Source organism: Pseudomonas fluorescens group sp. PF-69 (assembly GCF_054481235.1).
Window position 1 is genome coordinate 5,854,605 of the sequence record NZ_JBTMNC010000001.1, and the last position, 25,799, is coordinate 5,880,403.

A 25,799-nucleotide genomic window follows, 5' to 3' on the forward strand; every position below is an offset into this window, starting at 1 on the left:
CTCTGCACGCGAGCCCGGCAAACGCACAACCTGCGGGAGCCAGCTTGCTGGCGATGGACTCCAGTGCGCCGCGTTTAACCGGGCCACACGCGTTATCGTTAACGACCATCGCTGGCAGGCCAGCTCCCACAGGGGATTTGGGTCGGGCGCAGAGGGTGTGGGTATGGCACCGTCTTGTAGGAGCCAGCCTGCTGGCGATGGACTCCAGTGCGCCGCGTTTAACCGGGCCACACGCGTTATCGTTAACGACCATCGCTGGCAAGCCAGCTCCCACAGGGGATTTGGGTCGGGCGCAGAGGGTGTGGCACCGTCTTGTAGGAGCCAGCCCGCTGGCGATGGACTCCAGTGCGCCGCGTTTAACCAGGCCACACGCATTAACGTTAACGACCATCGCTGGCAAGCCAGCTCCCACAGGGGATTTGGGTCGGGCGCAGAGGGTGTGGGTGTGGCACCGTCTTGTAGGAGCCAGCCTGCTGGCGATGGACTCCAGTGCGCCGCGTTTAACCAGGCCACACGCGTTAACGTTAACGACCATCGCTGGCAAGCCAGCTCCCACAGGGGATTTGGGTCGGGCGCAGAGGGTGTGGCACCGTCTTGTAGGAGCCAGCCTGCTGGCGATGGACTCCAGTGCGCCGCGTTTAACCGGGCCACACGCGTTATCGTTAACGACCATCGCTGGCAGGCCAGCTCCCACAGGGGATTTGGGTCGGGCGCAGAGGGTGTGGGTGTGGCACCGTCTTGTAGGAGCCAGCCTGCTGGCGATGGACTCCAGTGCGCCGCGTTTAACCGGGCCACACGCGTTATCGTTAACGACCATCGCTGGCAAGCCAGCTCCCACAGGGGATTTGGGTCGGGCGCAGAGGGTGTGGCACCGTCTTGTAGGAGCCAGCCTGCTGGCGATGGACTCCAGTGCGCCGCGTTTAACCGGGCCACACGCGTTATCGTTAACGACCATCGCTGGCAAGCCAGCTCCCACAATGGATCGGGCGCATCTGCGAGTGATTGGTCGGCTGTCAGGCCGCCTTCGCAGGCAAGCCACCTACAGGCGTTAAAAAAATGCCCGCTGACCGTCACCGGTTCAGCGGGCTTTCTTTATCGCGGATCAGCTCATCCGGGCGTCCCGTTCACAACGACGGGACCTGCGGATCACAACGCCATATCCGTCGAGGCGTTCTCCTTTGGCGCCTTCGGCTTTTCAGCCTCGACAGCCGGAGCAGCAACCTGACCGATCACCGGTGGCGGAGTCAGTTCCAGCACCTTGGCGGTGTAGGCCCACTCTTGCGCCACTTTCTCGGGGCTGGCATTGAGCGCGGTGCCGTAGCTCGGCACGATCTGGTGCAGCTTCTCTTGCCAGGCCGGGGTCGCGACCTTGTCCTTGAAGACTTTCTGCAGTACCGACAGCATGATCGGTGCAGCGGTCGAAGCGCCTGGCGATGCGCCCAGCAGGCCGGCGATGGTGCCGTCCTGGGAAGCAACGATCTCGGTGCCCAGTTTCAGCACGCCACCGGCAGCCTCATCACGCTTGATGATCTGCACGCGCTGGCCCGCTTGCCACAGGCGCCAGTCTTCGGCCTTGGCGTTCGGGAAATACTCCTTCAGGGCATTGAGGCGATCTTCATCCGACAGCATCAGTTGACCGGCCAGGTACTCGACCAGCGGGTATTCCTTGATGCCGACCTTGGTCATTGGCCACACGTTGTGCGTGGTCGTGGTGGTCAGCAGGTCCAGGTACGAGCCTTCCTTGAGGAACTTGGTCGAGAAGGTCGCGAACGGGCCAAACAGGATCACGCGCTTGCCGTCCAGCACGCGGGTGTCCAGGTGCGGGACCGACATCGGCGGTGCGCCCACGGAGGCTTTGCCGTAGGCCTTGGCCAGGTGTTGCTCGGCGATGGCCGGGTTTTCGGTCACCAGGAACGAGCCACCCACCGGGAAGCCTGCGTATTCCCTGGCTTCAGGAATGCCGGACTTCTGCAGCAGGTGCAGGGCACCGCCGCCAGCGCCGATGAACACGAACCTGGCGTCGGTTTCGGATTGGCTGCCGTCTTTGAGGTTTTTGTAGCTGACGCGCCAGCTGCCGTCTGCGTTCTTGGTGATGTCCTGCACTTCGCTGGACAGCTTCAAGTCGAATTTCGGCGTGGTTTGCAGGTGAGCCACGAATTGACGCGTGATTTCGCCGAAGTTCACGTCGGTGCCGATCGGAGACCAGGTGGCCGCGACTTTCTGGTTCGGGTCACGCCCTTCCATCATCAGCGGAACCCACTTCTTGATCACCGCCGGGTCTTCGGAGTACTGCATGCCGGCGAACAGCGGGCTCGCTTGCAGGGCTTCGTAGCGCTTTTTCAGGAACTTGATGTTGTCATCGCCCCACACAAAGCTCATGTGCGGCGTGGAGTTGATGAACGAACGCGGGTTTTTCAGCACGCCTTGCTGAACCTGCCAGGCCCAGAACTGACGGGAGATCTGGAAAGCTTCGTTGATTTCAACGGCTTTCGGGATCGAGACTTTGCCGTTCTCGTCTTCCGGGGTGTAGTTCAATTCGGCCAGGGCGGAGTGACCGGTACCGGCGTTGTTCCAGCCGTTGGAGCTCTCCAGGGCGACGCCATCGAGACGCTCGATCATTTCCATAGAGGTACCGGGTTCCAGCTCATTGAGCCAGACGCCGAGGGTCGCACTCATGATGCCGCCACCAATCAGCAGCACGTCGACTTTCCTGGCTTCTTCGGCCTGGGCCGTCGTCATCCCCAACGACAGGGCCAGCCCCAGCAGGGCCGTGTTCACTTTTTTAAACATCTGTAGCACCTATGATAAAACGCAATCCGCCCTTCCATCGTCACTCACGAGCCTTGATTCACGGCATTCAGGCAGGCTGCCACAGGTTCTCGCGCATGACATCCGGAGGGTGGGCACACAAGGCCGACTGTATCGACCCCAGTTATATGTCCCTTCTGAACTGACTTTTTATCTTTTTTGGCTTCAGCTACTTGAGCGACAGTGATTCCGTTCGCCTGTCTCAAGAACAGGAAAACCGAATAGGTCAAACCAAGTTGGCGCGAAGAATATCACGACATGGCAAACCCGCGGTTGATGGATCTGCGGGAGCCCGGCTTGCGGTGCAGGGGCGACTATACTCACTGGTCATCCGTTGAGCCTGTGAGGAACCGCCCATGAGCGATAAAGACGACCTGCGCAAATACTCCTCTCAAGTCATCGACGGCGTGGAAGCCGCACCCGCCCGCGCCATGCTCCGTGCAGTGGGCTTCACCGACGAAGACTTCAAGAAACCGCAAATCGGCATTGCTTCCACCTGGGCGATGGTCACACCTTGCAACATGCACATCGACAAACTCGCGATCGAAGCCGAAAAAGGCGCGAATGCCGCCGGTGCCAAGGGCGTGATTTTCAACACCATCACCATTTCCGACGGCATCGCCAATGGCACCGAAGGCATGAAATATTCGCTGGTGTCCCGTGAGGTGATCGCCGACTCCATCGAGGTGGTGGCCGGTTGCGAAGGCTTCGACGGACTGGTGACCCTGGGCGGTTGCGACAAGAACATGCCGGGATGCCTGATCGGCATGGCGCGGCTGAACCGGCCGTCGATCTTCGTCTATGGCGGCACCATCCGCCCCGGTGCCGGGCACACCGACATCATTTCCGTGTTCGAGGCCGTGGGCCAGCATGCGCGCGGCGATATCAGCGAGATCCAGGTCAAACAGATCGAGGAAGTGGCCATTCCCGGCCCCGGTTCCTGCGGCGGCATGTACACCGCCAACACCATGGCTTCGGCCATCGAGGCACTGGGCATGAGCCTGCCCGGTTCCAGCTCCCAGGACGCCATCGGCAGCGACAAGGCTTCGGACAGTTTCCGGGCCGGCCAGCAGGTCATGGAACTGCTCAGGCTTGACCTCAAACCGCGCGACATCATGACCCGCAAGGCCTTCGAAAATGCCATCCGCGTGGTGATCGCCCTCGCCGGCTCGACCAACGCCGTGTTGCACCTGTTGGCCATGGCCCACGCGGTCGATGTCGAACTGACCCTCGATGACTTCGTCGAACTGGGCAAGGTTTCTCCCGTGGTCGCCGACCTGCGCCCCAGCGGCAAATACATGATGAGCGAACTGGTGGCCATCGGCGGCATTCAACCCTTGATGAAACGCATGCTGGCAGCCGGGATGCTGCATGGCGATGTGCTGACCGTCACCGGCAAGACCCTGGCCGAAAACCTCGAGCACGTCCCCGACTACCCCGCCGGCCAGGACGTGATCCTGCCCTTCGACCAACCGGTCAAGAAGGACTCGCACCTGGTGATCCTGCGCGGCAATCTCTCCCCCACCGGTGCCGTGGCCAAGATCACCGGCAAGGAAGGCCTGCGCTTTGAAGGCACGGCACGGGTCTACCACGGCGAAGAAGATGCGCTGGCGGGCATCCTCAACGGTGAAGTGCAACCTGGCGACGTGATCGTGATCCGTTACGAAGGCCCCAAGGGCGGGCCGGGCATGCGCGAAATGCTCTCGCCGACCTCGGCGGTGATGGGCAAGGGATTGGGCAAGGAGGTGGCGCTGATCACCGACGGCCGTTTCTCCGGCGGCTCACACGGTTTTGTCGTGGGGCATATCACGCCCGAGGCGTTTGACGGCGGGCCGATTGCGCTGGTCGAAAACGGTGACAACATCACCATCGACGCCGAAACCCGACAGATCACGGTCGATGTATCCGATGCCGACCTGGCCGAACGCAAGAGCCGTTGGGTGCGGCCAGAGCCGAAGTACAAACGCGGGGTGCTGGCCAAGTACGCGAAGACCGTGTCCAGCGCCTCTGAAGGTGCCGTCACGGACAAATACCTCTAAAGCCGCCCTGTGCCCCGGATTTCCGGCTCGACCAATGACCATTGTGGGAGCGAGCTTGCTCGCGATGGCGTCGGCTCTGCCAGCATTGATGGTGGATGTGCTGACGCCTTCGCTGCGATGCGGCGACCCGACAAGCCAGCTCCGGTATCAATGCCCGCGGATGTAGTGTTCGAACTGCCGGATCAAGTCGGCCTGCTCGACAATCGCTTCCTTGACCAGATCGCCAATCGACAGCAAACCAATCAGCTCGCCATTCTCGACCACGGGCAAGTGACGCAAATGGCTGTCAGTCATGACCGCCATGCAATGCTCGATGCTCTGTTGGCTATCGGCCGTAATCACCGGGGAACTCATGATCGCCCGGACCGGCGTGCCGACTGACGAACGCCCCAGCAAAACGACCTTGCGCGCATAGTCGCGCTCGCTGATCACCCCGACGACTTCGCCCCTTTCGATCACCGGCAGAGCACCGACGTTCTTTTCGGCCATTTTCTTCACGGCCTCGAGCACCATGGCGTCCGGCGCGATGCTGTGCACCTGCTGGTTTTCCACGACCTTGAGCTTGAGCAACTGTGCGGCTGTCTTCATATCCGACTCCTGGTGTGAATGGCCTGAACCGTCAGGCCACCCCGACCTCCACGACCCCATCGTTCAACCGCACCGGCCAGACCCGCAGACGCTGTTGCGGGTACTCCAGGCAGGTGCCGTCCTCCAGGCGAAAATGCTGCTTGTAGATCGGCGACGCCACCACCAGATCGCCCTTGAGGCTGCCGACCAGGCCGCGACCGATGACATTGGCCCCCGATTGCGGGTCGTGGTTGTCGATGGCGTAGAGGTTTTTGCCTTCAACGCCCGGCAGGTAGAACAGCGCCACTTGCGCGCCGTCCAGCCACACCACCACACCGGAGTCATTCACCAGATCCTGCTGACTGCACACCGATTGCCAGACGGCTGAGGCACCGGTTTCAACGCGTTGGGTATTGGACTGAGTCATCAGACAGTCTCCTCGGTAACAGGGATCAGGTTGAGTTCGGCCGCCATGATCGGCCGGCGTTGACCACGTTCCTGGACAAAGTGAATGTCCGGGTCCGGGCGTTTGTCATTGACGAAGGTGCGGAAGCGCTTGAGCTTTTCCGGGTCCTTGAGGGCGTTGGCCCACTCGCATTCATAGCGGTTGACCACCAGCTGCATCTGCGACTCCAGTTCGGCGCCCAGGCCCAGGCTGTCGTGGATGATCACGTCCTTGAGGTAATCCAGGCCGCCCTCCAGGCTTTCGCGCCAGACCGAGGTGCGTTGCAGTTTGTCGGCGGTGCGGATGTAGAACATCAGGAAGCGGTCGATGTAGCGGATCAGGGTCTCATCGTCGAGGTCGGTGGCGAACAGTTCGGCGTGACGCGGACGCATGCCACCGTTGCCGGCGACGTAGAGGTTCCAGCCTTTCTCGGTGGCGATCACGCCGACGTCCTTGCTTTGCGCCTCGGCGCACTCGCGGGTGCAACCGGACACCGCGAACTTGAGCTTGTGCGGCGAACGCAGGCCCTTGTAGCGGCCTTCAATGGTCAGGGCCATTTGCACACTGTCCTGCACGCCGTAGCGGCACCAGGTGCTGCCGACGCAAGATTTCACCGTACGGGTCGATTTGCCGTAGGCGTGGCCGGTTTCGAAACCGGCTTCGATCAACTCGGCCCAGATGTCCGGCAACTCATGCAACTGGGCGCCGAACAGGTCGATGCGCTGGCCACCGGTGATCTTGGTGTAGAGGTCGTATTTCTTCGCGACCACGCCTATGGCAATCAGCTTGTCGGCGGTGATCTCGCCACCGGGAATGCGCGGCACCACCGAATAGGTGCCGTTCTTCTGCATGTTGGCCATGAAGGTGTCGTTGGTGTCCTGCAACGGCACCAGCGACGGGTCCATGATCGGCTGGTTCCAGCACGACGCGAGGATCGAGCCCACGGCCGGCTTACACACGTCGCAACCGGTGTGACCCCGGCCATGTTTGGCCAGCAGTTCTTCGAAGGTGATCACCCCTTCCACCCGCACCAGCGCATACAGCTCCTGGCGGGTGTAGGCGAAGTGCTCGCACAGGCTCTTGTCGACACTGACGCCCCGGGCGATCAACTCATGCTCGAAGACTTGCTTGAGCAGACCGGCGCAACCGCCGCAGCCGGTACAGGCCTTGGTCTGTGACTTGAGCAGGCCGAGGTCGGTGCAACCGCCGTCGATGGCCGAGCAGATGGCGCCCTTGGTCACGTTGTGGCAAGAGCAGATCGTCGCCGCTTCCGGCAAGGCGCCCGGCCCCAGGGTTGGAGCGCCTTCGGACGACGGCAGAATCAGCGCGGCCGGTTCGGACGGCAAGGCAATCGCGTTCTGCATGTATTGCAGCAGGGTGTCGTAGTAGCTGTTGTCGCCGATCAGCACCGCACCCAGCACGCGCTTACCGGTGGCGTCCACCACCAGGCGCCGGTAGCCGGCGCTCGTCTCGTCGATGAACTGGTAGCTGCGGGCGCCCGGCGTATGGGCGTGGGCATCGCCGATGGAGCCGACGTCGACGCCCAGCAGTTTGAGTTTGGTCGACATGTCGGCGCCCTGGAACGGCTCGGCCACGTCATCGCACAGCCGCGCGGCGACGCTGCGCGCCATCTGATAGCCGGGCGCGACCAGACCGAACAGGCTGCCATTCCAGGATGCGCACTCACCGATGGCGTAGATGTTCGGGTCGCAGCTCAAGCAGCTGTCGTCGATCACCACGCCACCGCGGGGGCCGATCTCCAGCGCACATTGGCGAGCCAGCGCATCCTGGGCGCGAATACCGGCGGAGAACACTACAAGGTCGGTTTCGAGGAATTCGTCGTTGGCAAAATTCATCCGATAGCGATAGTCCTCACCGGCGCTGATCGATTGCGTGGCGCGGGACAGGTGCACGCCGACGCCCAGGCGTTCGATTTGTGCCTTGAGCGCCAGGCCACCCAGATCGTCCAGTTGCACCGGCATCAGGCGCGGGGCGAACTCCACGACGTGGGCTTCAAGGCCCAGGCTCTTGAGCGCATTGGCCGCTTCCAGGCCGAGCAGGCCACCGCCGACCACGACGCCGCGCCGGGCATTGACCGCCGCCGCTCGAATGGCATCGAGGTCGTCGAGGGTGCGATAGACCAGGCGCGAATCGCCTTCAGCGCCTTCAATCGGCGGCACAAAGGGGTAGGAGCCGGTGGCCAGGACCAGTTTGTCGTAGCTGACACACCCTTGCGCGGTGATGACCTGACGACGCTCGCGGTCGATTTCCAGCACCGGCGCACCCAGGTGCAGGGTGACGCCGGGCGTCTGGTACAACGACGCATCGCTCAGCGCCAGCGACTCGGCGTCGCGACCGGAGAAGTATTCGGAAAGGTGCACACGGTCGTAAGCGCGCATCGGCTCTTCGCTGAAGACGTGCAAGCGATAGCGGTCAAGGGCTCCGCGCTCGATCAACTGTTCCACACAATGATGTCCGACCATGCCGTTGCCGATCACGACCAGCGTTTGCAGCTTGTTCAACGTGGCTACATTGGAATTCATAAACGACACCTGCCAAAGCCAATCACGGTAAAAAAAAGCAAAAAAAAACGCCTGAAACCTTGCGGTTCCAGGCGTCTTTGCCTGTTCTTTTGCGGTGTTGAAACCAGACGGCTATGCCTGATCCACCGATGTAGCCCACGACCTGTGCGGCCAGTCGATCGTCGTTGACCGAGAGGGCTGTCCCTCTTGTTCAGATGGACTTGAGGGGATCAATGCAGCCTTTGTGCCAGTTGGTGACGGACGCTTTGCGCGACAGGCGAAACTGGACCATCACGCGATGGAAATGGCCGTGCAAGGGTGGGTTAGAGGCGTTCCCTGCGGGATGAGAGGGTTCTGACGGCGAGTGATACGTGACGCCGGAGCACCCGACAAATCGCCTCGCACTGGTGCACGTCGTCAGCCACGGCGCTTTAAAAGTGCATCCAGGGAAGCGCTTCATCCAAACAAAACGGCCAGCTTCAGCAGGGCTGGAACTGGCCGTCAACGCGGTGCGCCCTTCGGGCCTGACCGGCGGTCTTGCGCTTAGAAAATCGAGATCGGGTAATCCACGATCAGACGGGTTTCGTTGTAATCCCCTTCCGCCTGATCGGTGTTGCCGCGGTGCCAGGCTTGGCGCAGTCGCAGCGACAAGTCTTTGGCTGGACCGGTCTGCACTACGTATTTGGCTTCGAAGTTGGTTTCGTGGTGCTTGCCGTCAGATCCATAACCATAGGCCTGATAGGCGCTGCCAACCGGCATGTGGGTGCCGTCGATATTGTCGCCGTTCAGGTAGCGCGTCATGAAGCTCAGCCCCGGCACGCCATAGGCCGCCATGTTCAGGTCGTAACGGGCCTGCCAGGATCTTTCGCCAGGGCCGTTAAAGTCAGAGTACTGAACCGAGTTGGCCAGGAAGATGGAGTCGGCCAAATCACCCGACTTGTTATTACCCACGGCCACATAGTCAAACGGGGTGTCGCCGTGAACTTTCTGGAACGCCAGTGTGACGGTATGAGCACTCAGGAAAGAGTACGCCGCCGCCAACGACCAGGTGGTGTTGTCGATGGCACCGGCATTGGACTGACCGGAATCGAGGGTGCGGTAGATATTGAAGTCCAGGTTCAGTGACTGATCGGCAGTGAACGGGATCGTGTAGTTGGCATTGCCATAGTATTGATGCCAGACGTCCTTGAGGTCCGACGCAAACAAGCTCATCGAAAAATTATCGGTCAGCGTGTACTTGCCGCCGAGGTAGTCAATGCTCTTGGCCGCCACGTTTGCATAACCGGCATACAGTTCATGGCTATTGTTGGTTGTGGCCGGACCGTTACTGGCGGTGAAGTGCCCGGCGTCGAGGTTCAAGCCTTCGATTTCACTGCTCAACAGGTTGAAACCGGTCGCCGTTTGAGGCGTGGCGCGAGTACCCGCCGTGGCCAGGACCGGGTTGTTTGGCTGCAAGTTGCCATAGTGCAGTTCAGTCTTGGAGAACCGGGCCTTGATCGACGCGCCTGCGCTGCTGAAATCATCCTTCGGCCGGCCGCTGTTGTCGACCGGCAAGTTGCCCGAGTACGCATCGCCTTTGCCACCGTCCAGCTTCACCCCCCAGTATCCGTACGCATCCACACCAAAGCCGACGGTGCCTTGGGTGAAGCCGGAGCTGAAGTTGCCTTGTGTCACTTGCAGCCAGTCCTGTTTGCGGCCCGCCGAATTCTTACCGTCACGATCATAATAAAAGTTGCGAAGTAGGAGGTTCAAACTGCTGCCTTCAACAAACCCCTTGGCAGTCGCCTGGTCTTCCACACCAGCGGCTGACGCTAGTTGACTAATACCCAGTGAGACACCTAGCGCCACCAAATTCCACTTCAAAGACATTGTTCGTTCCCCTGTTTTTTAATAGAACTGCCTCGTCTCTCAATGCGCAGTCAACAGGGTGCCCCCTGAAGTCAGGCCGTCAAAAGCGAACAGTTGTAAGTCAATGGCAGATAAGAAAAAAAGAGCTCTAGTCGCAATCTTTTGACTGCGCAGAGTGATACACCGTTTTATAACGGTTTATTTTTTATTACATGGCAGGCCCTAAGGCGAAAGACTTATAGCACTTTCGCGCCGAAACATTGATCCGGTTTCCCGTGAAAGTAATTATCAATTCCTGCAACAATTCAGGCTTATTACAAGCAGATGCCTTAGTCGCTTTGAGCGGGCTCGTTATATAGCCGAAAACACCCCGGCATTTGAGCTTGACTCAAATGTCCAATACTGTAGGCCCCGCGCCACAGAAGACGACGAACACGCCCAATCCAAGCGCACTCATGTATCCGCACGGTGTCCGCAAAGGCGCGATTAGCCGGGGTGTGAACGGCTGACCGCGACCATTTGGCGCATGACCGGCGGGCGACCGATTGAGCGCCACAGGGCAACAGTTTGTTAACATCCACGCGCTTTTTTTCGCCTGATGCGTCAGGCACTGTGGTTTTTCAGTGGTGACACAGGAAGCTTTTTTCCATGAGTACGTTGTATACCCGTCGCACCGTCCTGCACGGCATGGGCCTGCTGAGCCTTGGCCTGCTCGCCGGCTGTGATGACAGCAGCAAGCTGTCGTTCAAGTACGGCAAGGATCTGAGCGACAAGATCATGGGGCGTAACTTCAAGCTCAAGGACGCCCAGGGCGAGACCCGGATGCTCGGCAGCTACCGTGGCCTGATGCCGATGATCTTCTTCGGTTTCACCCAATGCCCTGCGGTGTGCCCGACGACACTGGCCCGCGCCGCCCAGGCCAAGAAGCTGATGGGCCGCGACGGCGAACGTCTGCAAGTGATCTTCATCACCCTGGACCCCGAGCGCGATACCCCGCAAATGCTCGACAAATACGTCAAGGCCTTCGACCCGAGTTTCGAGGCGCTGTACGGCACCCTGGAAGAAACCGCCGCCACCGCCAAGGAGTTCGGCGTGTTTTATGAAAAGGTCCCGAGCGGCGACACCTACACCCTCTCCCACACCGCGACCAGCTACGTCTTCGACTCCAGGGGCAACTTGCGCCTCGGGCTGTCCGCGTCCCTTACCGCAAAAGAGTGCGCAGAAGACCTGCTCACCGTCATGGAGGTCTGCTGATGACTTCGTTGCACGCAACGCGTTTTAAACAACTGGCCCTGGGCCTGTCCCTGATCGGCATGGCCTGGCAAGCGTCGGCGCAAACCCTGGTCAACGACGCCTGGGTTCGCGCGACGGTGGCTGGCCAGCCTTCGACCGGGGCCTTCATGACCCTGCAGGCGGACACCGACAGCAAACTGCTGAGCGTACAGTCGCCCGTCGCCAGGACCGTGCAAATCCACCAGATGAGCATGAAAGACGACGTGATGAAAATGGGTCAGGTCGAGTCCGTCGAGCTGCCGGCCGGCAAACCGGTGAGCCTCGATCCGGGCGGCTACCACGTCATGTTGATGGACCTGACTGCCCAGGTTCAGGAAGGCAGCAAAGTGCCGCTGACCCTGGTCGTGGAAAACGCCAGGGGCGAGAAAGAAACGATCAACGTCGAAGCTGTAGCCAGGGCGCTGGGCACCATGGATCACAGCAAGATGATGGACCACAGCAAGATGCAATGATGTGCCGGCCGCCTCATCCCCCGAGGCGGCTCATTGACCGGCAGGGGTTGCACTCAGCCAACCCCGATTCCCGCGCAATGCGCCACGCCTTGCGACCGGCGCTCCGACCTTCGGAAAAAACCCGAACTCCTGCCATCACGCCTCCTCCAATGTGCAGACACTGGAGGAAAAGCATCATGAACGACGATGACCTGATCAACCCTGCCGAGTCAGATGACGCCAAGCGTCGGGATGAAGCCAATCCGCCGACGCAACCGCTGACCGAGGAGCAAAAGCTTGAGGAGCAGCGGCGCAAGGTGGCCGAAATCGAGCGCAAGGTGGCTGATGGCAATTGAGCGCCGGCGTCAGCCGTGGCTTTCTGGCAACTCCCTCGCCAATGGCCTCGCGACAGGCGCCCGGCAGCTCGGCGCCGGGTTCAGCGAGCATTTGGCGGGTCTTGAAATCGGTGAGGAAATATTCTTCCTCGATGCCAAACCGGGGCGCCAGGCTCATGGTCACGCCTCGCGTCTGCGGGTAACGGTCAGCGCCACGGCCGCAATGCGTTCGGCCCGTTCATAACCGGGCTTGAGCAATTCTTCGCCGAACACATCAGGGTCCAGCTCCCGATAGGTCCAGGCAAAGGTGTCACCGGACAGCATGGGCAGCACGGCCTCCAGAAACGGATCGCTCTCGGCCACCATCGCCACGCCGGTGTACAGCACCAGGCTGCCGCCCAAGTGCAGGCGCGGCAACGCTTCGCGAACGATGCGCAGTGACAGGGCTTCGCCGAGGGCGCCGCCGCCATCGCGATAGGCGCGGTGCTGGCTGTCATTCATATAAGGCGGGTTGGCGATGATCAGATCGAACGCACCTTCGACGCTGCCCAGCACATCGCTGTGATAGACCGTGATGTTGTTGGCGCCGGCCAACTCGGCGTTGACGGCCGACAGTCGCAGCGCCCGAGGGTTGATGTCCACGGCCAGCACCTGGGCGTCGCGTCGGGCACGGGCGACGATCAACGCGCCGACACCACAACACGCCATAGAGGTCGCGGTACTGTTCATGGCTTGAATCAGCCAGTGTCGAGGATGTGCCGGACAAAGCTTTGAACACGGTCATGAGGTCATTCTCCTGGGCATTGCATTTCGCCTGCCCCTGACATCAGGTGGCGATCAAATGAAACGCTACTCGTTGAACAGGAGATTTGACCGGCCACGGAAAATTCCATCGGCTTTCCCGGCCCATGGACCGGTGGCAATGCCGGGGACTGCACCAACACCTTCGCCCCTGTGCCCCTGTCCGCGATTTGCAATGCCGGCACGACAGCACTCGGGCAAGCTGCATGAGGCTTTTCGCCACTTCCTCCGCCAAATCATTGATCTCAATGGCGTTTTTCGCGCAACCAGATTGGCACAGCTCATGCTCCTGTCCTGGGGCAACCACAGAGATTGCCGGCAACGACCGGTCCTGACTTCCCGTGACAGCAGAGGCTGAACCATGAACGCCATCGACATTCTGAAAGCCGACCATGAACGAGTAAAAGCCATCCTGACCCAGCTGAACGACTCCACCGAGCGCGCGGTAAAAAAACGCGCCGAGCTGATTGGCAAACTGGAAATGGAGATCACCCTCCACACCAAGCTTGAAGAAGAAATTCTCTACCCGGCCTATAAAAAAGCCGGCGGTAAAGAACAGGAAAAAATGTACTACGAGGCCAAGGAAGAGCACCGCACGGTCGACTCCCTGGTGCTGCCTGACCTGAAGGCCACAGACCCGGCCAGCGTGGAGTTTTCCGGACGCGCCAAGGTGGTCAAGGAGTTGCTTGAGCATCACATCGAAGAAGAAGAAACGGAGATGTTTCCTCAGGCCAAAAAACTGTTGGGCAAAGCGCAATTGGATGAACTGGGGGCACAAATGGAGTCAATGAAAGCTTCTTACAAGAAGTCGCTCGGCGACGGCATGGCGGCCTGATCACTGACCGGCCATACATTGAAGCCTGACGCGGGTCCTTCAACGCCGCGTTCAGGCTTCGCCGCATAACGTCACCGTTCACCTCAACGCATTGCCCAACGCAGCGCCGCAATCCCCTGCCACCGCTCGGCGTGTCAGGGATATGGCTGTTCCCCCTTTTTCAACTGTTCAAGACCGGCATCCGATCAATGGCTGGCGGGTTTGCGCACCTTCCGACCAGAAACTCCATTCAGGGTCTTGCGCTACCGGTATTATGGTATACCATCAGACGCACAGACACTTTTCACGCTGAAATGGAGCCGCTCATGAGTTTTGAAATCCGCAAGATCGTCAGCTACATCGAAGAAACCTTTATCGAAGGCGGCAAGGCCAGTGACAAGCCTGTGACCATGGTCGGGCTGGCCGTGGTGATGAAAAACCCTTGGGTGGGCAACGGCTTTGTCGAAGACCTGAAACCACAAATCCGCGCCAACTGCTCCGACCTTGGCGCCATGATGGTTGAACGCCTGGTGGGCCTCATCGGCGGTGCCGAGAAGATCGAAGCCTACGGCAAGGCTGCCGTGGTCGGTGCCGATGGCGAAATCGAACACGCCTCGGCCGTGATCCACACCCTGCGCTTCGGCAACCATTACCGCGAAGCCGTGAAAGCCAAGAGCTACCTGAGCTTCACCAACAAACGCGGCGGCCCGGGCACCTCGATCCAGATCCCGATGATGCACAAGGACGATGAAGGCCTGCGTTCGCACTACATCACCCTGGAAATGCAGATCGAAGACGCACCGCGTGCCGACGAAATAGTCGTGGTCCTGGGTTGCGCCGATGGCGGCCGCCTGCACCCACGCATCGGCAATCGCTACATCGACCTGGAAGAACTGGCGGCCGAAAAAGCCCAGTAAGACGGTCGGTCACTACAACAAGAAGGTTTGCAGGAGCGCTCCATGATTCGGCTCACCGCTGAACTCACCCCGGCTGGCACCAGTTACCTGGCGACCGGCCAAGGCCAGCCCGTGGTCTTGATCCACGGCGTGGGCCTGAACAAAGAAATGTGGGGCGGCCAGATCGTTGGCCTGGCCACCCAGTACCGGGTCATCGCCTACGACATGCTCGGTCATGGCGCCAGCCCGCGCCCGGAAAGCGGCACGCCCCTGCTCGGCTATGCCGACCAGTTGCTGGAGCTGCTCGATCACCTGCAATTGCCCAAGGCGGCGGTGATCGGTTTTTCCATGGGCGGGCTGGTGGCGCGGGCCTTCGCCCTGCATTACCCGCAACGCTTGCAAAGTCTGGTGGTGCTCAACAGCGTGTTCAACCGCAGCGCCGAACAGCGCGCCGGTGTGATCGCCCGCACCAGCCAGGCGGCCGAGCATGGACCGGACGCCAACGCCGAAGCGGCGTTGTCGCGCTGGTTCAGCCGCGAATACCAGGCGGCCAATCCGGCGCAGATCGCCGCGATCCGCCAGACGCTGGCAGGCAATGACCCCCAGGGCTACCTGACCACCTATGAGCTGTTTGCAACCCAGGACATGTACCGCGCCGAGGACCTGCCCGGCATCCAGGTGCCGACCCTGATCGCCACCGGTGAACTGGACCCTGGCTCGACGCCGGAAATGGCCCGGCAACTGGCCGAGCGCATTCCCGGCGCGGCAGTTGCCGTACTCGCCGAACAGCGGCATATGATGCCCGTAGAATCGCCGCGCCTGGTCAACCAGCTGTTGCTGGAGTTTCTCGATAAAGCGCACTCCCGACCAAACCAAATCAAGGGGATCGTTGCATGACACTCGCACGCTTCCAGATGTGCATCGGCGGTGAATGGGTCGATGCCCTGTCCGGCAAGACCTTCGAAAGCCTGAACCCGGCCCTGGCCGAACCCTGGGCCGAACTGCCCGATGCCGACGAAGCCGACGTCGAGCGCGCCGTGCAGGCCGCGCAGAGCGCTTTCGACAGCCCGGCCTGGCGTGGCCTGACCGCCACCGCCCGCGGCAAACTGCTGCGGCGCCTGGGCGACTTGATCGCCGAAAACAAGGAACAACTGGCGCAGCTGGAAAGCCGCGACAACGGCAAGCTGATCCGCGAAACCCGCGGTCAGGTCGGCTATCTGCCGGAGTTCTTCCACTACACCGCAGGCCTGGCCGACAAGCTCGAAGGCGGCACCCTGCCGCTGGACAAGCCGGACCTGTTTGCCTACACCGTGCATGAAGCCATGGGCGTGGTCGCCGCGATCATTCCGTGGAACAGCCCGCTGTACCTGACCGCGATCAAACTCGCCCCGGCCCTGGCGGCGGGCAACACCATCGTGATCAAGCCGTCCGAACACGCCTCGGCGACCATTCTGGAGCTGGCGCGCCTGGCGCTGGAAGCCGGGATTCCGCCGGGCGTGGTCAACGTCGTCACCGGCTATGGCCCAAGCACCGGCGCCGCCCTCACCCGCCATCCGCTGATCCGCAAAATCGCCTTCACCGGCGGTGCGGCCACGGCCCGGCATGTGGTGCGCAGCAGCGCCGAAAACTTCGCCAAGCTGTCCCTGGAACTGGGCGGCAAATCACCGAACATCATTTTCGCCGACGCCGACCTCGACAGCGCGATCAACGGCGCCATCGCCGGGATCTATGCCGCCTCCGGGCAGAGCTGCGTATCGGGTTCGCGCCTGCTGGTGCAGGACGAAATCTACGACGAATTCGTCGGTCGCCTGGTGGAGCGCGCCCAGCGCATCCGCATCGGCAACCCGCAGGAAGACAGCAGCGAAATGGGCCCGATGGCCACTGCGCAGCAACTGGCGGTGGTTGAAGGCCTGGTTGCCGATGCCATTGCCGAAGGCGCGCGCCTGCGCCTGGGCGGCAAGCGTCCGCAGCATCTCGGCGAGGGCTGGTTCTATGAGCCGACCTTGTTCGAATGCGACCGCAACTCGATGAAAATCATGCAGGAAGAAGTCTTTGGCCCGGTGGCCTCGGTCATTCGTTTCAAGGACGAAACCGAAGCCCTGGCGATTGCCAACGACTCGCAGTTCGGCCTCGCCGCCGGCATCTGGACCCGCGATTTGGGCCGCGCCCATCGTCTGGCCCGTGACGTGCGTTCGGGGATCATCTGGGTCAACACCTACCGCGCGGTTTCGGCCATGGCGCCGATCGGCGGGTTCAAGAACAGTGGCTATGGACGCGAAAGCGGCATCGATTCGGTGCTGGCCTACACCGAGCTGAAAACGGTGTGGATCAACCTTTCCCAGGCGCCAATGCCTGACCCGTTCGTGATGCGCTAGGAGTCCAGAGAAATGATCGAACCCGGCATTTACAAAGACGTCATGAGTTCGTTTCCGTCCGGCGTCACGGTGGTCACCACCCTGGACCCGGATGGCGGCATCGTCGGCATTACCGCCAGCGCATTCAGTGCGCTGTCGATCGATCCGGCGCTGGTGCTGTTCTGCCCTAACTATGCCTCGGACACCTACCCGGTGCTGCGCGACAGCAAGCAATTCGCGATTCACCTGCTGTCCGCCGACCAGACCGCCGAAGCCTATGCCTTCGCCGGCAAGGGCAAGGACAAGGCCAAAGGCATCGACTGGCACCTGAGCGAACTCGGCAACCCGTTGCTGGCCAAGGCCACGGCGATCATCGAGTGCGAACTGTGGCGCGAATACGACGGCGGCGATCACGCCATCATCGTCGGCGCGGTGAAGAACCTGATTCTGCCCGAGCAACCGGTGACGCCGATGGTCTACCACAAAGGCAAGCTGGGTCCCCTGCCCGCGCTGGGCTGACGCATTCACACAATTCCATGTGGGAGCGAGCCTGCTCGCGATGCGGTCTGACATTCACCATCCATGTCGACTGATATGCCGCTTTCGCGAGCAGGCTCGCTCCCACAGGCATCCCACCTTTTACTCAGGAGCCGGCATGAGCCCAGCAGCCTCATCACTGTTCCGCCAGCAGGCGTACATCAACGGCCAATGGCTGGATGCACCCGACGGCGCGCAACAGGACATCTTCAACCCGGCCACCGGTGAACTCATCGGTCGGGTGCCGAACCTCGGTGCCGAGCATGCGCGCCTGGCCATCGAAGCCGCCAACAACGCCTGGCCGGCCTGGCGTGCACTGACCGCCAAGGAGCGCAGCAACACGCTCAAGCGCTGGCACGCCCTGATGCTGGAAAACGCCGACGCCCTGGCCGAAATCCTCACCCTCGAACAAGGCAAGCCATTGGCTGAAGCCAAGGGTGAAATCCTCTACGCCGCCAGCTTCATCGAGTGGTTCGCCGAAGAGGCCAAGCGCATCTACGGCGACACCATTCCCAGCCACAAGGGCGATGCACGCATCGTCGTCAGCAAAGAGCCGATTGGCGTGGTCGCGGCCATTACGCCGTGGAACTTCCCGGCGGCAATGATCACCCGCAAGGCCGGCCCGGCACTGGCCGCTGGCTGCCCGTGCATCGTCAAGCCGGCGCCGGAAACGCCGTTCTCGGCCCTGGCCATGGCCGCGCTGGCTGAACAGGCCGGCATTCCTGCTGGCATCTTCAACGTGATCACCGGCGACGCCATTGCCATCGGTGGCGAACTGACCGCCAGTCCCCTGGTGCGCAAACTGTCGTTCACCGGCTCCACGGCGATTGGCAAATTGCTCATGGCGCAGTGCGCGCCGACGCTAAAAAAGGTGTCGCTGGAACTGGGCGGCAACGCGCCGTTCATCGTCTTCGACGATGCCGACCTGGAGCGTGCCGTGGAAGGCGCGCTGATTGCCAAGTTCCGCAACGCCGGACAGACCTGCGTCTGCGTCAACCGCTTCCTGGTGCAGGACGGCATTCACGACGCCTTTGTCGCGCGGCTGGCCGAGCGCGTATCGCAGCTCAAGGTCGGCAGCGGTTTCGAGTCGGGCATCACTCAAGGTCCGTTGATCAACGAACGCGCCGTGGCCAAGGTGGAAGACCACGTACAGGACGCACTGGCCCAGGGCGCCCGCCTGCTGTGCGGCGGCGAACGCCATGCGCTGGGCAACGGCTTCTTCCAGCCGACCGTGCTGGCCGGCGTCACCACGCAGATGAAAGTCGCCCGGGAAGAAACCTTCGGCCCGCTGGCGGCGGTGTTCCGCTTCGACAGCGAAGCCGAGGCCGTGCACATGGCCAACGACACCGAATTCGGCCTGGCCGCCTACTGCTACACCCGCGACCTGGGTCGTGCCTGGCGCATGAGCGAAGCGCTGGAGTACGGCATGGTCGGGATCAACGAAGGGCTGATCTCCACCGAAGTCGCGCCGTTTGGCGGGATCAAATCCTCGGGTCTGGGCCGTGAAGGCTCCAGGTACGGCATCGAGGACTACCTTGAACTTAAATACACCCTGATGGGCGGGCTCTGATTCCATACAGGGCTATTGGTCCACGGAGATCATCGCTATGAACAACGAGAAGTACGAGAAAGGCTTGCAGATCCGCACCCAGGTGCTGGGCGAAGCCTATGTCAATCGCTCCATCGAGAACGCCGACGACTTTACCCGCCCCCTGCAGGAAATGGTCACCGAATACTGCTGGGGTCACGTCTGGGGGCGCGAGGGTCTGTCCCTCAAGGAGCGCAGCATGATCAACCTGGCGATGATCTCGGCGCTCAACCGGCCTCACGAACTCAAGCTGCATGTGCGCGGCGCCTTGCGTAACGGCTTGAGTCGTGAGCAAATACGCGAAATTCTGCTTCAGGTCGGCATATATTGTGGTGTTCCCGCCGCCGTCGACAGTTTCCGGCTCGCCCGAGAAGCCTTCGCCGAAGCCGATGCCGAGGCCTCCAGTTAACCCCTTGGCTGTTTGATCTGACGAGCACGGAGATTGCTGCAATCGAAGTGCTTTTTTTGCATGGACAGCCACAATCAGAGCGGACCCCATGAAACGCCTGCCACTCGACGACAGCTTCAAGGTCAATCGCAACCCCGTTACCCTGCGCGAAATCGTGCTGGATAAATTGCGAAGCGCCATCATGAACTTCCAGCTTCTGCCGGGAGACCGTCTGGTCGAACGCGATCTGTGCGATCGCCTGGGCGTCAGCCGTACCTCCGTGCGCGAAGCCCTGCGCCACCTGGAATCCGAAGGCCTGGTGGAATTCGCCGACGCCAAGGGCCCACGCGTGGCGATCATCACCTTGGCCGACGCGGTCGATATCTATGAGCTGCGTTGCGTGCTCGAAGGCCTGATCGTCCAGCTGTTCACCCTGCGTGCCAAGGCCAAGGATATCAAGGCCCTGGAAAAAGCCCTGGAAGAAAACCGCCAGGCCTTGAAGGAAGGTGAACTGCAACAGGTCATCGACTCCGTGCAAGGCTTCTACGACGTGTTGCTCGAAGGCTCCGGCAACCATGTCGCGGCCACCCAGTTGCGCCAGTTGCAGGCACGCATCAGCTACTTGCGTGCGACCTCGGTGTCCCAGGAAAACCGTCGTGGCGCCAGTAACCAGGAAATGGAACGCATGGTCGAGGCGATCAAGAGCGGTGATCCGCTGGCCGCTCACCAGGCCTGCGTCGACCACGTCCGCGCCGCCGCCACCGTGGCCCTAGACTATCTCAAGCGCAAGCAGGAAGAGACCGGGGCGATCCCCGAGATCACCCAGCCCATCGCCCTCAAAGAACCCCGTATAGGTCGTTGATCATGTTCAGCCCGAGCTTTTGTCCGAAGTGTGGCAGCCCTGACCTGGGTCAACAGCTGCCGCCGGGCGATACGCACGAGCGCCTGATGTGCCGCGGCTGCGGCTACATCCACTACGTCAACCCGAAAATCATCGCCGGCTGCATCATCGAGCAGGACGGCAAGTATTTGCTGTGCCAACGCGCAATCCCGCCGCGTCCGGGCACCTGGACGCTACCGGCGGGCTTCATGGAAGCCGGCGAAACCACCGAACAGGCGGCATTGCGCGAGGTCTGGGAAGAAAGCGGCGTACGCGCGGAAATCCTCTCGCCGTACTCGATCTTCAGCGTGCCGAAGATCAGCGAGGTGTACATCATCTTCCGCGCCATCGCCCTGGAAATCACCGGCCAGTACGGGCCGGAAACCCTCGACTATAAATTCTTCGCGCCCGAGGACATTCCCTGGGACAGCATCTATTACCCGGCAATCCGGCAGATTCTCGAGCGCTATATCGAAGAGCGGCAGGCTGGGGTCTACGGCATCTACATCGGCAACGACGATACCGGCAAGATTCACTTCATCCGCTAGCGCCCTTGCAGGAGCGAGCCTGCTCCGGGCGGCGTTCCGACGATGGACGTCAACGATGACGCGGGGGAGTCTGGCACCCCGCGGTGTTCTCAAGTCCATCGCGAGCAGGCTCGCTCCTACAGTCGATCCGGGGACACCTGAAGAGTATCCATCCACTCCTCAAACCGGCACCACCCCCTCGACAATAATCACCTCGGCCCGAGCCGCACCCTCGCGGTGCCCCCTGGCCTCCTGATAAAGATCCGACCGGTAACAGGCCATCGCCTGGTCATAGGAATCAAACTCGATCACCACACTGCGTTGCGGTGTCGGCCGCCCTTCCATCGCCTCGCTACGCCCACCGCGCGCCAATATCCGTCCGCCGTACTCGGCAAACGCCTTGGGCGCCCGCTGGGTGTAGTGGCTGTATTGATCGGGGTCGGTGATATCCACGTGAGCAATCCAGTACGCCGTCATAGTGATCTCTCCGGTTATTTTGTATTATGGTATACCACAATATATTCCCACCAAACACCGAGAATCCTTACATGGCCTTCAACAGCATCGAAGAAATCATCGAAGACTACCGCCAAGGCAAGATGGTGCTCCTGGTTGACGACGAAGACCGGGAAAACGAAGGCGACCTGTTGCTCGCCGCCGACCGTTGCAGCGCCGAGGCCATCAGCTTCATGGCCCGCGAAGCACGTGGGCTGATCTGCCTGACCCTGACCGACGAGCACTGCCAGCGCCTTGGCCTGGAACAGATGGTGCCGAGCAATGGCAGCGTGTTCAGCACGGCGTTCACCGTGTCGATCGAAGCCGCCGTCGGCGTGACCACCGGCATCTCTGCCGCCGATCGGGCGCGTACCGTAGCCGCCGCCGTCGCCCACGGCGCGAGTGCCGCCGATATCGTGCAACCGGGTCACATCTTCCCGTTGCGCGCCCGGGAAGGCGGCGTCCTGACCCGCGCCGGGCATACCGAGGCCGGTTGCGACCTGGCGCGCCTGGCCGGCTTCACCCCTGCCTCGGTGATCGTCGAAGTCATGAACGACGACGGCACCATGGCCCGTCGCCCGGATCTGGAAGTGTTCGCGCGCAAACACGGGATCAAGATCGGCACCATCGCCGATTTGATCCACTATCGTTTAAGTACCGAGCACACGGTCGTACGCATCGGCGAGCGCGAACTGCCCACGGTGCATGGCACCTTCCGTCTGATCACCTTTGAGGATCGCATCGAAGGCGGTGTGCACATGGCAATGGTCATGGGTGACGTGCGTCGCGAACAACCGACGCTGGTGCGCGTGCATGTGATCGACCCGTTGCGCGACCTGGTCGGTGCCGAGTACAGCGGGCCGTCCAACTGGACGTTGTGGGCGGCGTTGCAGCGAGTGGCTGAAGAAGGATGTGGCGTGGTCGTGGTGTTAGCCAATCACGAATCCTCGCAAGCGTTGCTCGAGCGCGTACCGCAATTGACCCAACCGCCACGGCAGTTCAGCCGTTCGCAGTCGCGGATCTATTCGGAAGTCGGCACCGGGGCGCAGATCTTGCAGAACCTTGGCGTGGGCAAGCTGCGGCATCTCGGGCCGCCGTTGAAATACGCCGGTTTGACCGGGTACGACCTGGAGGTGGTGGAGAGTATTGCGTTTACCCAGTGACCCGAGCGGAATTTGCCGCGGTGGGATTGTGCGGATCAGAGGCACCGAAGTTTTCCAAAAAAACTGATTCGGCGGATAGCCGGTAAGGCAAAATGCTTGCACAAAGTTTGGAATACCATAATATGATATTCCATAGACCGAACGATTTGGCCAAGTGCGCCCGACAGGGAAAGCACCAATAACAGCCCTTGGCACGGTCGCCTTTAGAGGCCAGATGGACCTACTGCTCCCGATAGGCGGGCAATACAAAGCCCGCTCAAAAACACAACAAATGAGGGCGTGAAAATGGTGTTGAACAAACGTGCAACCGCAGTACTGTTCGCGGGTTTGCTGGCCACGGCCAGTCACGTGGCAATGGCGGCTGAAAGCGTCAACTTCGTCAGCTGGGGCGGCAGCACCCAGGACGCGCAGAAGCAGGCCTGGGCCGACCCGTTCAGCAAGGCCAGCGGCATCACGGTGGTCCAGGATGGCCCGACCGACTACGGCAAGCTCAAAGCCATGGTCGAAAGCGGCAACGTGCAATGGGACGTGGTCGATGTCGAAGCTGACTTCGCCTTGCGCGCCGCCTCTGAAGGCTTGCTCGAACCCCTCGATTTCAAAGTCATCGATCGCACCAAGATCGACCCGCGGTTCGTCTCCGATCACGGTGTCGGGTCGTTCTTCTTCTCCTTCGTCCTCGGCTACAACGAAGGCAAGCTCGGCGCCGCCAAACCCCAGGACTGGTCCGCGCTGTTCGACACCAAGACCTACCCCGGCAAACGCGCCCTCTACAAATGGCCAAGCCCAGGCGTTCTGGAACTGGCACTGCTGGCCGATGGCGTGCCCGCCGACAAGCTCTACCCGCTGGACCTGGACCGCGCCTTCAAGAAACTCGACACCATCAAGAAAGACATCGTCTGGTGGGGCGGTGGCGCGCAGTCGCAACAGTTGCTGGCCTCCGGAGAAGCGAGCATGGGTCAGTTCTGGAACGGCCGGATCCACGCCTTGCAGGAAGACGGCGCCCCGGTGGGCGTAAGCTGGAAGCAGAACCTGGTCATGGCCGACATCCTGGTCATTCCAAAAGGTTCGAAGAACAAGGACGCGGCGATGAAGTTCCTGGCCAACGCCAGCAGTGCCAAGGGCCAGGCCGACTTCTCCAACCTGACCGCCTACGCCCCGGTCAACGTCGACAGCGTGGCGCGCCTGGACTCGGTGCTCGCCCCTAATCTGCCGACCGCCTACGTCAAGGATCAGATCACTCTTGATTTCGCGTACTGGGCCAAGAACGGTCCGGCCATCGCGACACGGTGGAACGAATGGCTGGTCAAATGAAAATGACGGTAACCGCGTCCCGTCCATCCACGCCCGTCGGGAGCGCCTCCGGCGCTGCCGGCAAGGCCGCTGCGATGACGCAATCCCCGACCCTGGCGCAGCGCTGGCGTGGTGCAAGCAACCTGATCCCCGCGCTGTTGTTCCTTGGCCTGTTCTTTCTCGCGCCGTTGATTGGCCTGCTGTTGCGTGGCGTGCTTGAACCGGTGCCGGGCCTGGGCAATTACGAACAGTTGTTCGCCAACTCGGCGTACGCCCGGGTGTTGCTCAACACCTTCTCGGTGGCCGGCCTGGTCACGCTGTTCAGCCTGCTGCTGGGCTTCCCGCTGGCCTGGGCGATCACCCTGGTGCCGCGCGGCTGGGGTCGCTGGATCCTCAACATCGTGCTGCTGTCGATGTGGACCAGCCTCCTCGCCCGCACCTACTCCTGGCTGGTGCTGCTGCAAGCCTCCGGGGTGATCAACAAGGCGCTGATGGCCATGGGCATCATCGATCAGCCGCTGGAAATGGTGCACAACCTGACCGGCGTGGTGATCGGCATGAGCTACATCATGATCCCGTTCATCGTGCTGCCGCTGCAGGCGACCATGCAGGCCATCGACCCGATGATCCTGCAGGCCGGTTCGATCTGCGGTGCCAGCCCATGGACCAACTTCTTCCGGGTGTTCCTGCCGCTGTGCCGGCCGGGCCTGTTCTCCGGGGGCCTGATGGTGTTCGTGATGTCGCTGGGTTACTACGTCACCCCGGCCCTGCTGGGCGGTGCGCAGAACATGATGCTGCCCGAGTTCATCATTCAGCAGGTGCAGTCGTTCCTCAACTGGGGCCTGGCGAGCGCCGGCGCCGCGTTGCTGATCGTCATTACGCTGGTGCTGTTCTACTTCTACCTGAAGCTTCAGCCGGAATCCCCGGTTGGCGCCAGTAACGCGAGGTAAGCCGTCATGCTCCTGACCCCCAATGCCATGAGCCGCCGGATGCGCTTCGGCCTGTACGCCACCACCGGGCTGATCGGTCTGTTCCTGTTGCTGCCGATCGTGTTCATCGTGCTGCTGTCGTTCGGATCGTCGCAATGGCTGGTGTTCCCGCCACCGGGCTGGACGCTGAAATGGTACGTCCAGTTCTTCTCCAACGCCGACTGGATGAACGCGGCCATGGCCAGCCTCAAGGTCGCGGTGCTGACCACGTTCTTCGCCGTGGCCCTGGGTTTGCCGACGGCGTTCGCCCTGGTGCGCGGCCGCTTCCCTGGCCGTGAAATGCTCTACGGCCTGTTCACCCTGCCGATGATCGTGCCGCTGGTGATCATCGCCGTGGCGGTGTACGCGCTGTTCCTGAAACTGGGCTATACCGGGACGATGTTCGCGTTCGTGGTCAGCCATGTGATCGTCGCGTTGCCGTTCACCATCATCTCGATCATCAACTCGCTGAAGCTGTTCGACCAGTCGATCGAGGATGCCGCGGTGATCTGCGGTGCCTCGCGCCTGCAAGCGGTGTTCAAGGTGACCTTCCCGGCGATTCGTCCCGGCATGGTGGCCGGCGCCCTCTTCGCCTTCCTCGTCTCGTGGGATGAAGTGGTGTTGAGCGTGATGATGGCCAGCCCGACCCTGCAAACCCTCCCCGTGAAAATGTGGACCACCCTGCGCCAGGACCTGACGCCCGTGATCGCCGTCGCTTCGACGCTGCTGATCGGCCTCTCGGTATTGGTCATGGTGATCGCCGCCGCACTGCGCCGGCGCAACGAAATCAGCGCCTGAGCGCGCAGGAGA

Annotated in this window: 23 protein-coding genes and 1 pseudogene; 17 read left to right on the forward strand and 7 right to left on the reverse strand. The window is 61.5% G+C overall.

Annotated features, from left to right (window positions below):
* Nucleotides 1–1,146: 1,146 nt before the first annotated feature.
* Complete coding sequence (mqo, locus tag ACX3YF_RS27285) at nucleotides 1,147–2,790, reverse strand: malate dehydrogenase (quinone) (protein WP_130210480.1); 1,644 nt, start codon at nucleotides 2,788–2,790, stop codon at nucleotides 1,147–1,149.
* 374 nt (nucleotides 2,791–3,164) lie between these two features.
* Between mqo and ilvD the strand changes: the two genes are divergently transcribed.
* The gene (ilvD, locus tag ACX3YF_RS27290) at nucleotides 3,165–4,847 is read left to right on the forward strand and encodes a dihydroxy-acid dehydratase (RefSeq protein WP_458945505.1); all 1,683 of its coding nucleotides are present in this window, start codon (nucleotides 3,165–3,167) and stop codon (nucleotides 4,845–4,847) included.
* 147 nt (nucleotides 4,848–4,994) lie between these two features.
* On the opposite strand, the gene ACX3YF_RS27295 is transcribed toward ilvD, so the two are convergent.
* The 4 genes from ACX3YF_RS27295 to ACX3YF_RS27310 all read right to left on the reverse strand — a co-directional run bounded on the left by ACX3YF_RS27295 (nucleotide 4,995) and on the right by ACX3YF_RS27310 (nucleotide 10,250).
* The gene (locus ACX3YF_RS27295; RefSeq protein WP_130210476.1) at nucleotides 4,995–5,435 is read right to left on the reverse strand and encodes a CBS domain-containing protein; all 441 of its coding nucleotides are present in this window, start codon (nucleotides 5,433–5,435) and stop codon (nucleotides 4,995–4,997) included.
* 31 nt (nucleotides 5,436–5,466) lie between these two features.
* A complete protein-coding gene (gene nirD, locus ACX3YF_RS27300; protein WP_103404881.1) occupies nucleotides 5,467–5,841 on the reverse strand; it encodes a nitrite reductase small subunit NirD in 375 nt (124 codons plus the stop codon).
* Nucleotides 5,841–8,402, reverse strand: a complete 2,562-nt coding sequence (nirB, locus tag ACX3YF_RS27305) for a nitrite reductase large subunit NirB (RefSeq protein WP_458974641.1) — start codon at nucleotides 8,400–8,402, stop codon at nucleotides 5,841–5,843. Before nirB ends, nirD begins: the two co-directional genes overlap by 1 nt.
* A gap of 522 nt (nucleotides 8,403–8,924) precedes the next feature.
* Nucleotides 8,925–10,250: an OprD family porin gene (locus ACX3YF_RS27310; RefSeq protein ID WP_130210472.1), complete on the reverse strand. Its 1,326-nt coding sequence runs from the start codon at nucleotides 10,248–10,250 to the stop codon at nucleotides 8,925–8,927.
* Nucleotides 10,251–10,877: 627 nt separating this feature from the next.
* Between ACX3YF_RS27310 and ACX3YF_RS27315 the strand changes: the two genes are divergently transcribed.
* The 3 genes from ACX3YF_RS27315 (at nucleotide 10,878) to ACX3YF_RS27325 (ending at nucleotide 12,309) form a co-directional block, all read left to right on the forward strand.
* Nucleotides 10,878–11,483: an SCO family protein gene (locus ACX3YF_RS27315; RefSeq protein ID WP_130210470.1), complete on the forward strand. Its 606-nt coding sequence runs from the start codon at nucleotides 10,878–10,880 to the stop codon at nucleotides 11,481–11,483.
* Nucleotides 11,483–11,974 carry a copper chaperone PCu(A)C gene (locus ACX3YF_RS27320; protein ID WP_458974642.1) on the forward strand — a complete coding sequence of 164 codons (492 nt, stop codon included), beginning with the start codon at nucleotides 11,483–11,485 and terminating at the stop codon, nucleotides 11,972–11,974. Before ACX3YF_RS27315 ends, ACX3YF_RS27320 begins: the two co-directional genes overlap by 1 nt.
* A 176-nt stretch (nucleotides 11,975–12,150) precedes the next feature.
* The gene (locus ACX3YF_RS27325; RefSeq protein WP_189340472.1) at nucleotides 12,151–12,309 is read left to right on the forward strand and encodes a hypothetical protein; all 159 of its coding nucleotides are present in this window, start codon (nucleotides 12,151–12,153) and stop codon (nucleotides 12,307–12,309) included.
* Nucleotides 12,310–12,468: 159 nt separating this feature from the next.
* Here the strand turns inward: ACX3YF_RS27325 and ACX3YF_RS27330 are convergent.
* Nucleotides 12,469–12,990 (reverse strand): annotated as a pseudogene (locus ACX3YF_RS27330) (methyltransferase); the annotation flags it as partial.
* A 460-nt stretch (nucleotides 12,991–13,450) separates the two neighbouring features.
* Between ACX3YF_RS27330 and ACX3YF_RS27335 the strand changes: the two are divergent.
* The 9 genes from ACX3YF_RS27335 to ACX3YF_RS27375 all read left to right on the forward strand — a co-directional run bounded on the left by ACX3YF_RS27335 (nucleotide 13,451) and on the right by ACX3YF_RS27375 (nucleotide 21,094).
* The gene (locus ACX3YF_RS27335) at nucleotides 13,451–13,924 is read left to right on the forward strand and encodes a hemerythrin domain-containing protein (protein WP_103404886.1); all 474 of its coding nucleotides are present in this window, start codon (nucleotides 13,451–13,453) and stop codon (nucleotides 13,922–13,924) included.
* Nucleotides 13,925–14,229: 305 nt separating this feature from the next.
* On the forward strand, nucleotides 14,230–14,820 hold the full coding sequence (locus ACX3YF_RS27340) for an amino acid synthesis family protein (protein ID WP_047527885.1): 591 nt from the start codon (nucleotides 14,230–14,232) through the stop codon (nucleotides 14,818–14,820).
* 42 nt (nucleotides 14,821–14,862) lie between these two features.
* The gene (locus ACX3YF_RS27345; protein ID WP_130210465.1) at nucleotides 14,863–15,696 is read left to right on the forward strand and encodes an alpha/beta fold hydrolase; all 834 of its coding nucleotides are present in this window, start codon (nucleotides 14,863–14,865) and stop codon (nucleotides 15,694–15,696) included.
* The gene (locus tag ACX3YF_RS27350) at nucleotides 15,693–17,174 is read left to right on the forward strand and encodes an aldehyde dehydrogenase (RefSeq protein WP_458974643.1); all 1,482 of its coding nucleotides are present in this window, start codon (nucleotides 15,693–15,695) and stop codon (nucleotides 17,172–17,174) included. The genes ACX3YF_RS27345 and ACX3YF_RS27350 overlap by 4 nt, the downstream gene beginning before the upstream one ends.
* A gap of 12 nt (nucleotides 17,175–17,186) precedes the next feature.
* Nucleotides 17,187–17,672 carry a flavin reductase family protein gene (locus tag ACX3YF_RS27355; protein WP_130210461.1) on the forward strand — a complete coding sequence of 162 codons (486 nt, stop codon included), beginning with the start codon at nucleotides 17,187–17,189 and terminating at the stop codon, nucleotides 17,670–17,672.
* Between the two features lie 136 nt (nucleotides 17,673–17,808).
* Nucleotides 17,809–19,260, forward strand: coding sequence for an NAD-dependent succinate-semialdehyde dehydrogenase (locus ACX3YF_RS27360; RefSeq protein ID WP_130210459.1), 1,452 nt, complete (start codon nucleotides 17,809–17,811; stop codon nucleotides 19,258–19,260).
* Nucleotides 19,261–19,297: 37 nt separating this feature from the next.
* Nucleotides 19,298–19,687: a carboxymuconolactone decarboxylase family protein gene (locus ACX3YF_RS27365; protein ID WP_130210457.1), complete on the forward strand. Its 390-nt coding sequence runs from the start codon at nucleotides 19,298–19,300 to the stop codon at nucleotides 19,685–19,687.
* An 88-nt stretch (nucleotides 19,688–19,775) separates the two neighbouring features.
* A complete protein-coding gene (locus ACX3YF_RS27370) occupies nucleotides 19,776–20,528 on the forward strand; it encodes a GntR family transcriptional regulator (RefSeq protein ID WP_020800935.1) in 753 nt (250 codons plus the stop codon).
* A gap of 2 nt (nucleotides 20,529–20,530) precedes the next feature.
* Nucleotides 20,531–21,094, forward strand: a complete 564-nt coding sequence (locus ACX3YF_RS27375; protein WP_090319567.1) for an NUDIX hydrolase — start codon at nucleotides 20,531–20,533, stop codon at nucleotides 21,092–21,094.
* Nucleotides 21,095–21,253: 159 nt separating this feature from the next.
* Here the strand turns inward: ACX3YF_RS27375 and ACX3YF_RS27380 are convergent, their stop codons facing one another.
* Nucleotides 21,254–21,550 carry a DUF1330 domain-containing protein gene (locus ACX3YF_RS27380; protein ID WP_458974644.1) on the reverse strand — a complete coding sequence of 99 codons (297 nt, stop codon included), beginning with the start codon at nucleotides 21,548–21,550 and terminating at the stop codon, nucleotides 21,254–21,256.
* A 71-nt stretch (nucleotides 21,551–21,621) separates the two neighbouring features.
* Between ACX3YF_RS27380 and ribBA the strand changes: the two genes are divergently transcribed.
* From ribBA to ACX3YF_RS27400, 4 genes are all read left to right on the forward strand, one after another.
* Entirely contained in the window at nucleotides 21,622–22,731 is a 1,110-nt protein-coding gene (gene ribBA, locus ACX3YF_RS27385) for a bifunctional 3,4-dihydroxy-2-butanone-4-phosphate synthase/GTP cyclohydrolase II (RefSeq protein ID WP_130210451.1), read from the forward strand.
* Nucleotides 22,732–23,016: 285 nt separating this feature from the next.
* Nucleotides 23,017–24,042, forward strand: coding sequence for an ABC transporter substrate-binding protein (locus ACX3YF_RS27390; RefSeq protein WP_103404891.1), 1,026 nt, complete (start codon nucleotides 23,017–23,019; stop codon nucleotides 24,040–24,042).
* Nucleotides 24,039–24,971: an ABC transporter permease gene (locus ACX3YF_RS27395; protein ID WP_047527865.1), complete on the forward strand. Its 933-nt coding sequence runs from the start codon at nucleotides 24,039–24,041 to the stop codon at nucleotides 24,969–24,971. The genes ACX3YF_RS27390 and ACX3YF_RS27395 overlap by 4 nt, the downstream gene beginning before the upstream one ends.
* A gap of 6 nt (nucleotides 24,972–24,977) precedes the next feature.
* The gene (locus ACX3YF_RS27400) at nucleotides 24,978–25,787 is read left to right on the forward strand and encodes an ABC transporter permease (RefSeq protein WP_047527863.1); all 810 of its coding nucleotides are present in this window, start codon (nucleotides 24,978–24,980) and stop codon (nucleotides 25,785–25,787) included.
* Nucleotides 25,788–25,799 lie beyond the last annotated feature (12 nt).

What these genes read in the sequence shown, in the direction of transcription:
- mqo (WP_130210480.1), bottom strand. Translation starts at nt 2,790, where the DNA reads ATGTTTAAAAAAGTGAACACGGCCCTGCTGGGGCTGGCCCTGTCGTTG.
- ilvD (WP_458945505.1), top strand. Translation starts at nt 3,165, where the DNA reads ATGAGCGATAAAGACGACCTGCGCAAATACTCCTCTCAAGTCATCGAC.
- ACX3YF_RS27295 (WP_130210476.1), bottom strand. Translation starts at nt 5,435, where the DNA reads ATGAAGACAGCCGCACAGTTGCTCAAGCTCAAGGTCGTGGAAAACCAG.
- nirD (WP_103404881.1), bottom strand. Translation starts at nt 5,841, where the DNA reads ATGACTCAGTCCAATACCCAACGCGTTGAAACCGGTGCCTCAGCCGTC.
- nirB (WP_458974641.1), bottom strand. Translation starts at nt 8,402, where the DNA reads ATGAATTCCAATGTAGCCACGTTGAACAAGCTGCAAACGCTGGTCGTG.
- ACX3YF_RS27310 (WP_130210472.1), bottom strand. Translation starts at nt 10,250, where the DNA reads ATGTCTTTGAAGTGGAATTTGGTGGCGCTAGGTGTCTCACTGGGTATT.
- ACX3YF_RS27315 (WP_130210470.1), top strand. Translation starts at nt 10,878, where the DNA reads ATGAGTACGTTGTATACCCGTCGCACCGTCCTGCACGGCATGGGCCTG.
- ACX3YF_RS27320 (WP_458974642.1), top strand. Translation starts at nt 11,483, where the DNA reads ATGACTTCGTTGCACGCAACGCGTTTTAAACAACTGGCCCTGGGCCTG.
- ACX3YF_RS27325 (WP_189340472.1), top strand. Translation starts at nt 12,151, where the DNA reads ATGAACGACGATGACCTGATCAACCCTGCCGAGTCAGATGACGCCAAG.
- ACX3YF_RS27335 (WP_103404886.1), top strand. Translation starts at nt 13,451, where the DNA reads ATGAACGCCATCGACATTCTGAAAGCCGACCATGAACGAGTAAAAGCC.
- ACX3YF_RS27340 (WP_047527885.1), top strand. Translation starts at nt 14,230, where the DNA reads ATGAGTTTTGAAATCCGCAAGATCGTCAGCTACATCGAAGAAACCTTT.
- ACX3YF_RS27345 (WP_130210465.1), top strand. Translation starts at nt 14,863, where the DNA reads ATGATTCGGCTCACCGCTGAACTCACCCCGGCTGGCACCAGTTACCTG.
- ACX3YF_RS27350 (WP_458974643.1), top strand. Translation starts at nt 15,693, where the DNA reads ATGACACTCGCACGCTTCCAGATGTGCATCGGCGGTGAATGGGTCGAT.
- ACX3YF_RS27355 (WP_130210461.1), top strand. Translation starts at nt 17,187, where the DNA reads ATGATCGAACCCGGCATTTACAAAGACGTCATGAGTTCGTTTCCGTCC.
- ACX3YF_RS27360 (WP_130210459.1), top strand. Translation starts at nt 17,809, where the DNA reads ATGAGCCCAGCAGCCTCATCACTGTTCCGCCAGCAGGCGTACATCAAC.
- ACX3YF_RS27365 (WP_130210457.1), top strand. Translation starts at nt 19,298, where the DNA reads ATGAACAACGAGAAGTACGAGAAAGGCTTGCAGATCCGCACCCAGGTG.
- ACX3YF_RS27370 (WP_020800935.1), top strand. Translation starts at nt 19,776, where the DNA reads ATGAAACGCCTGCCACTCGACGACAGCTTCAAGGTCAATCGCAACCCC.
- ACX3YF_RS27375 (WP_090319567.1), top strand. Translation starts at nt 20,531, where the DNA reads ATGTTCAGCCCGAGCTTTTGTCCGAAGTGTGGCAGCCCTGACCTGGGT.
- ACX3YF_RS27380 (WP_458974644.1), bottom strand. Translation starts at nt 21,550, where the DNA reads ATGACGGCGTACTGGATTGCTCACGTGGATATCACCGACCCCGATCAA.
- ribBA (WP_130210451.1), top strand. Translation starts at nt 21,622, where the DNA reads ATGGCCTTCAACAGCATCGAAGAAATCATCGAAGACTACCGCCAAGGC.
- ACX3YF_RS27390 (WP_103404891.1), top strand. Translation starts at nt 23,017, where the DNA reads ATGGTGTTGAACAAACGTGCAACCGCAGTACTGTTCGCGGGTTTGCTG.
- ACX3YF_RS27395 (WP_047527865.1), top strand. Translation starts at nt 24,039, where the DNA reads ATGAAAATGACGGTAACCGCGTCCCGTCCATCCACGCCCGTCGGGAGC.
- ACX3YF_RS27400 (WP_047527863.1), top strand. Translation starts at nt 24,978, where the DNA reads ATGCTCCTGACCCCCAATGCCATGAGCCGCCGGATGCGCTTCGGCCTG.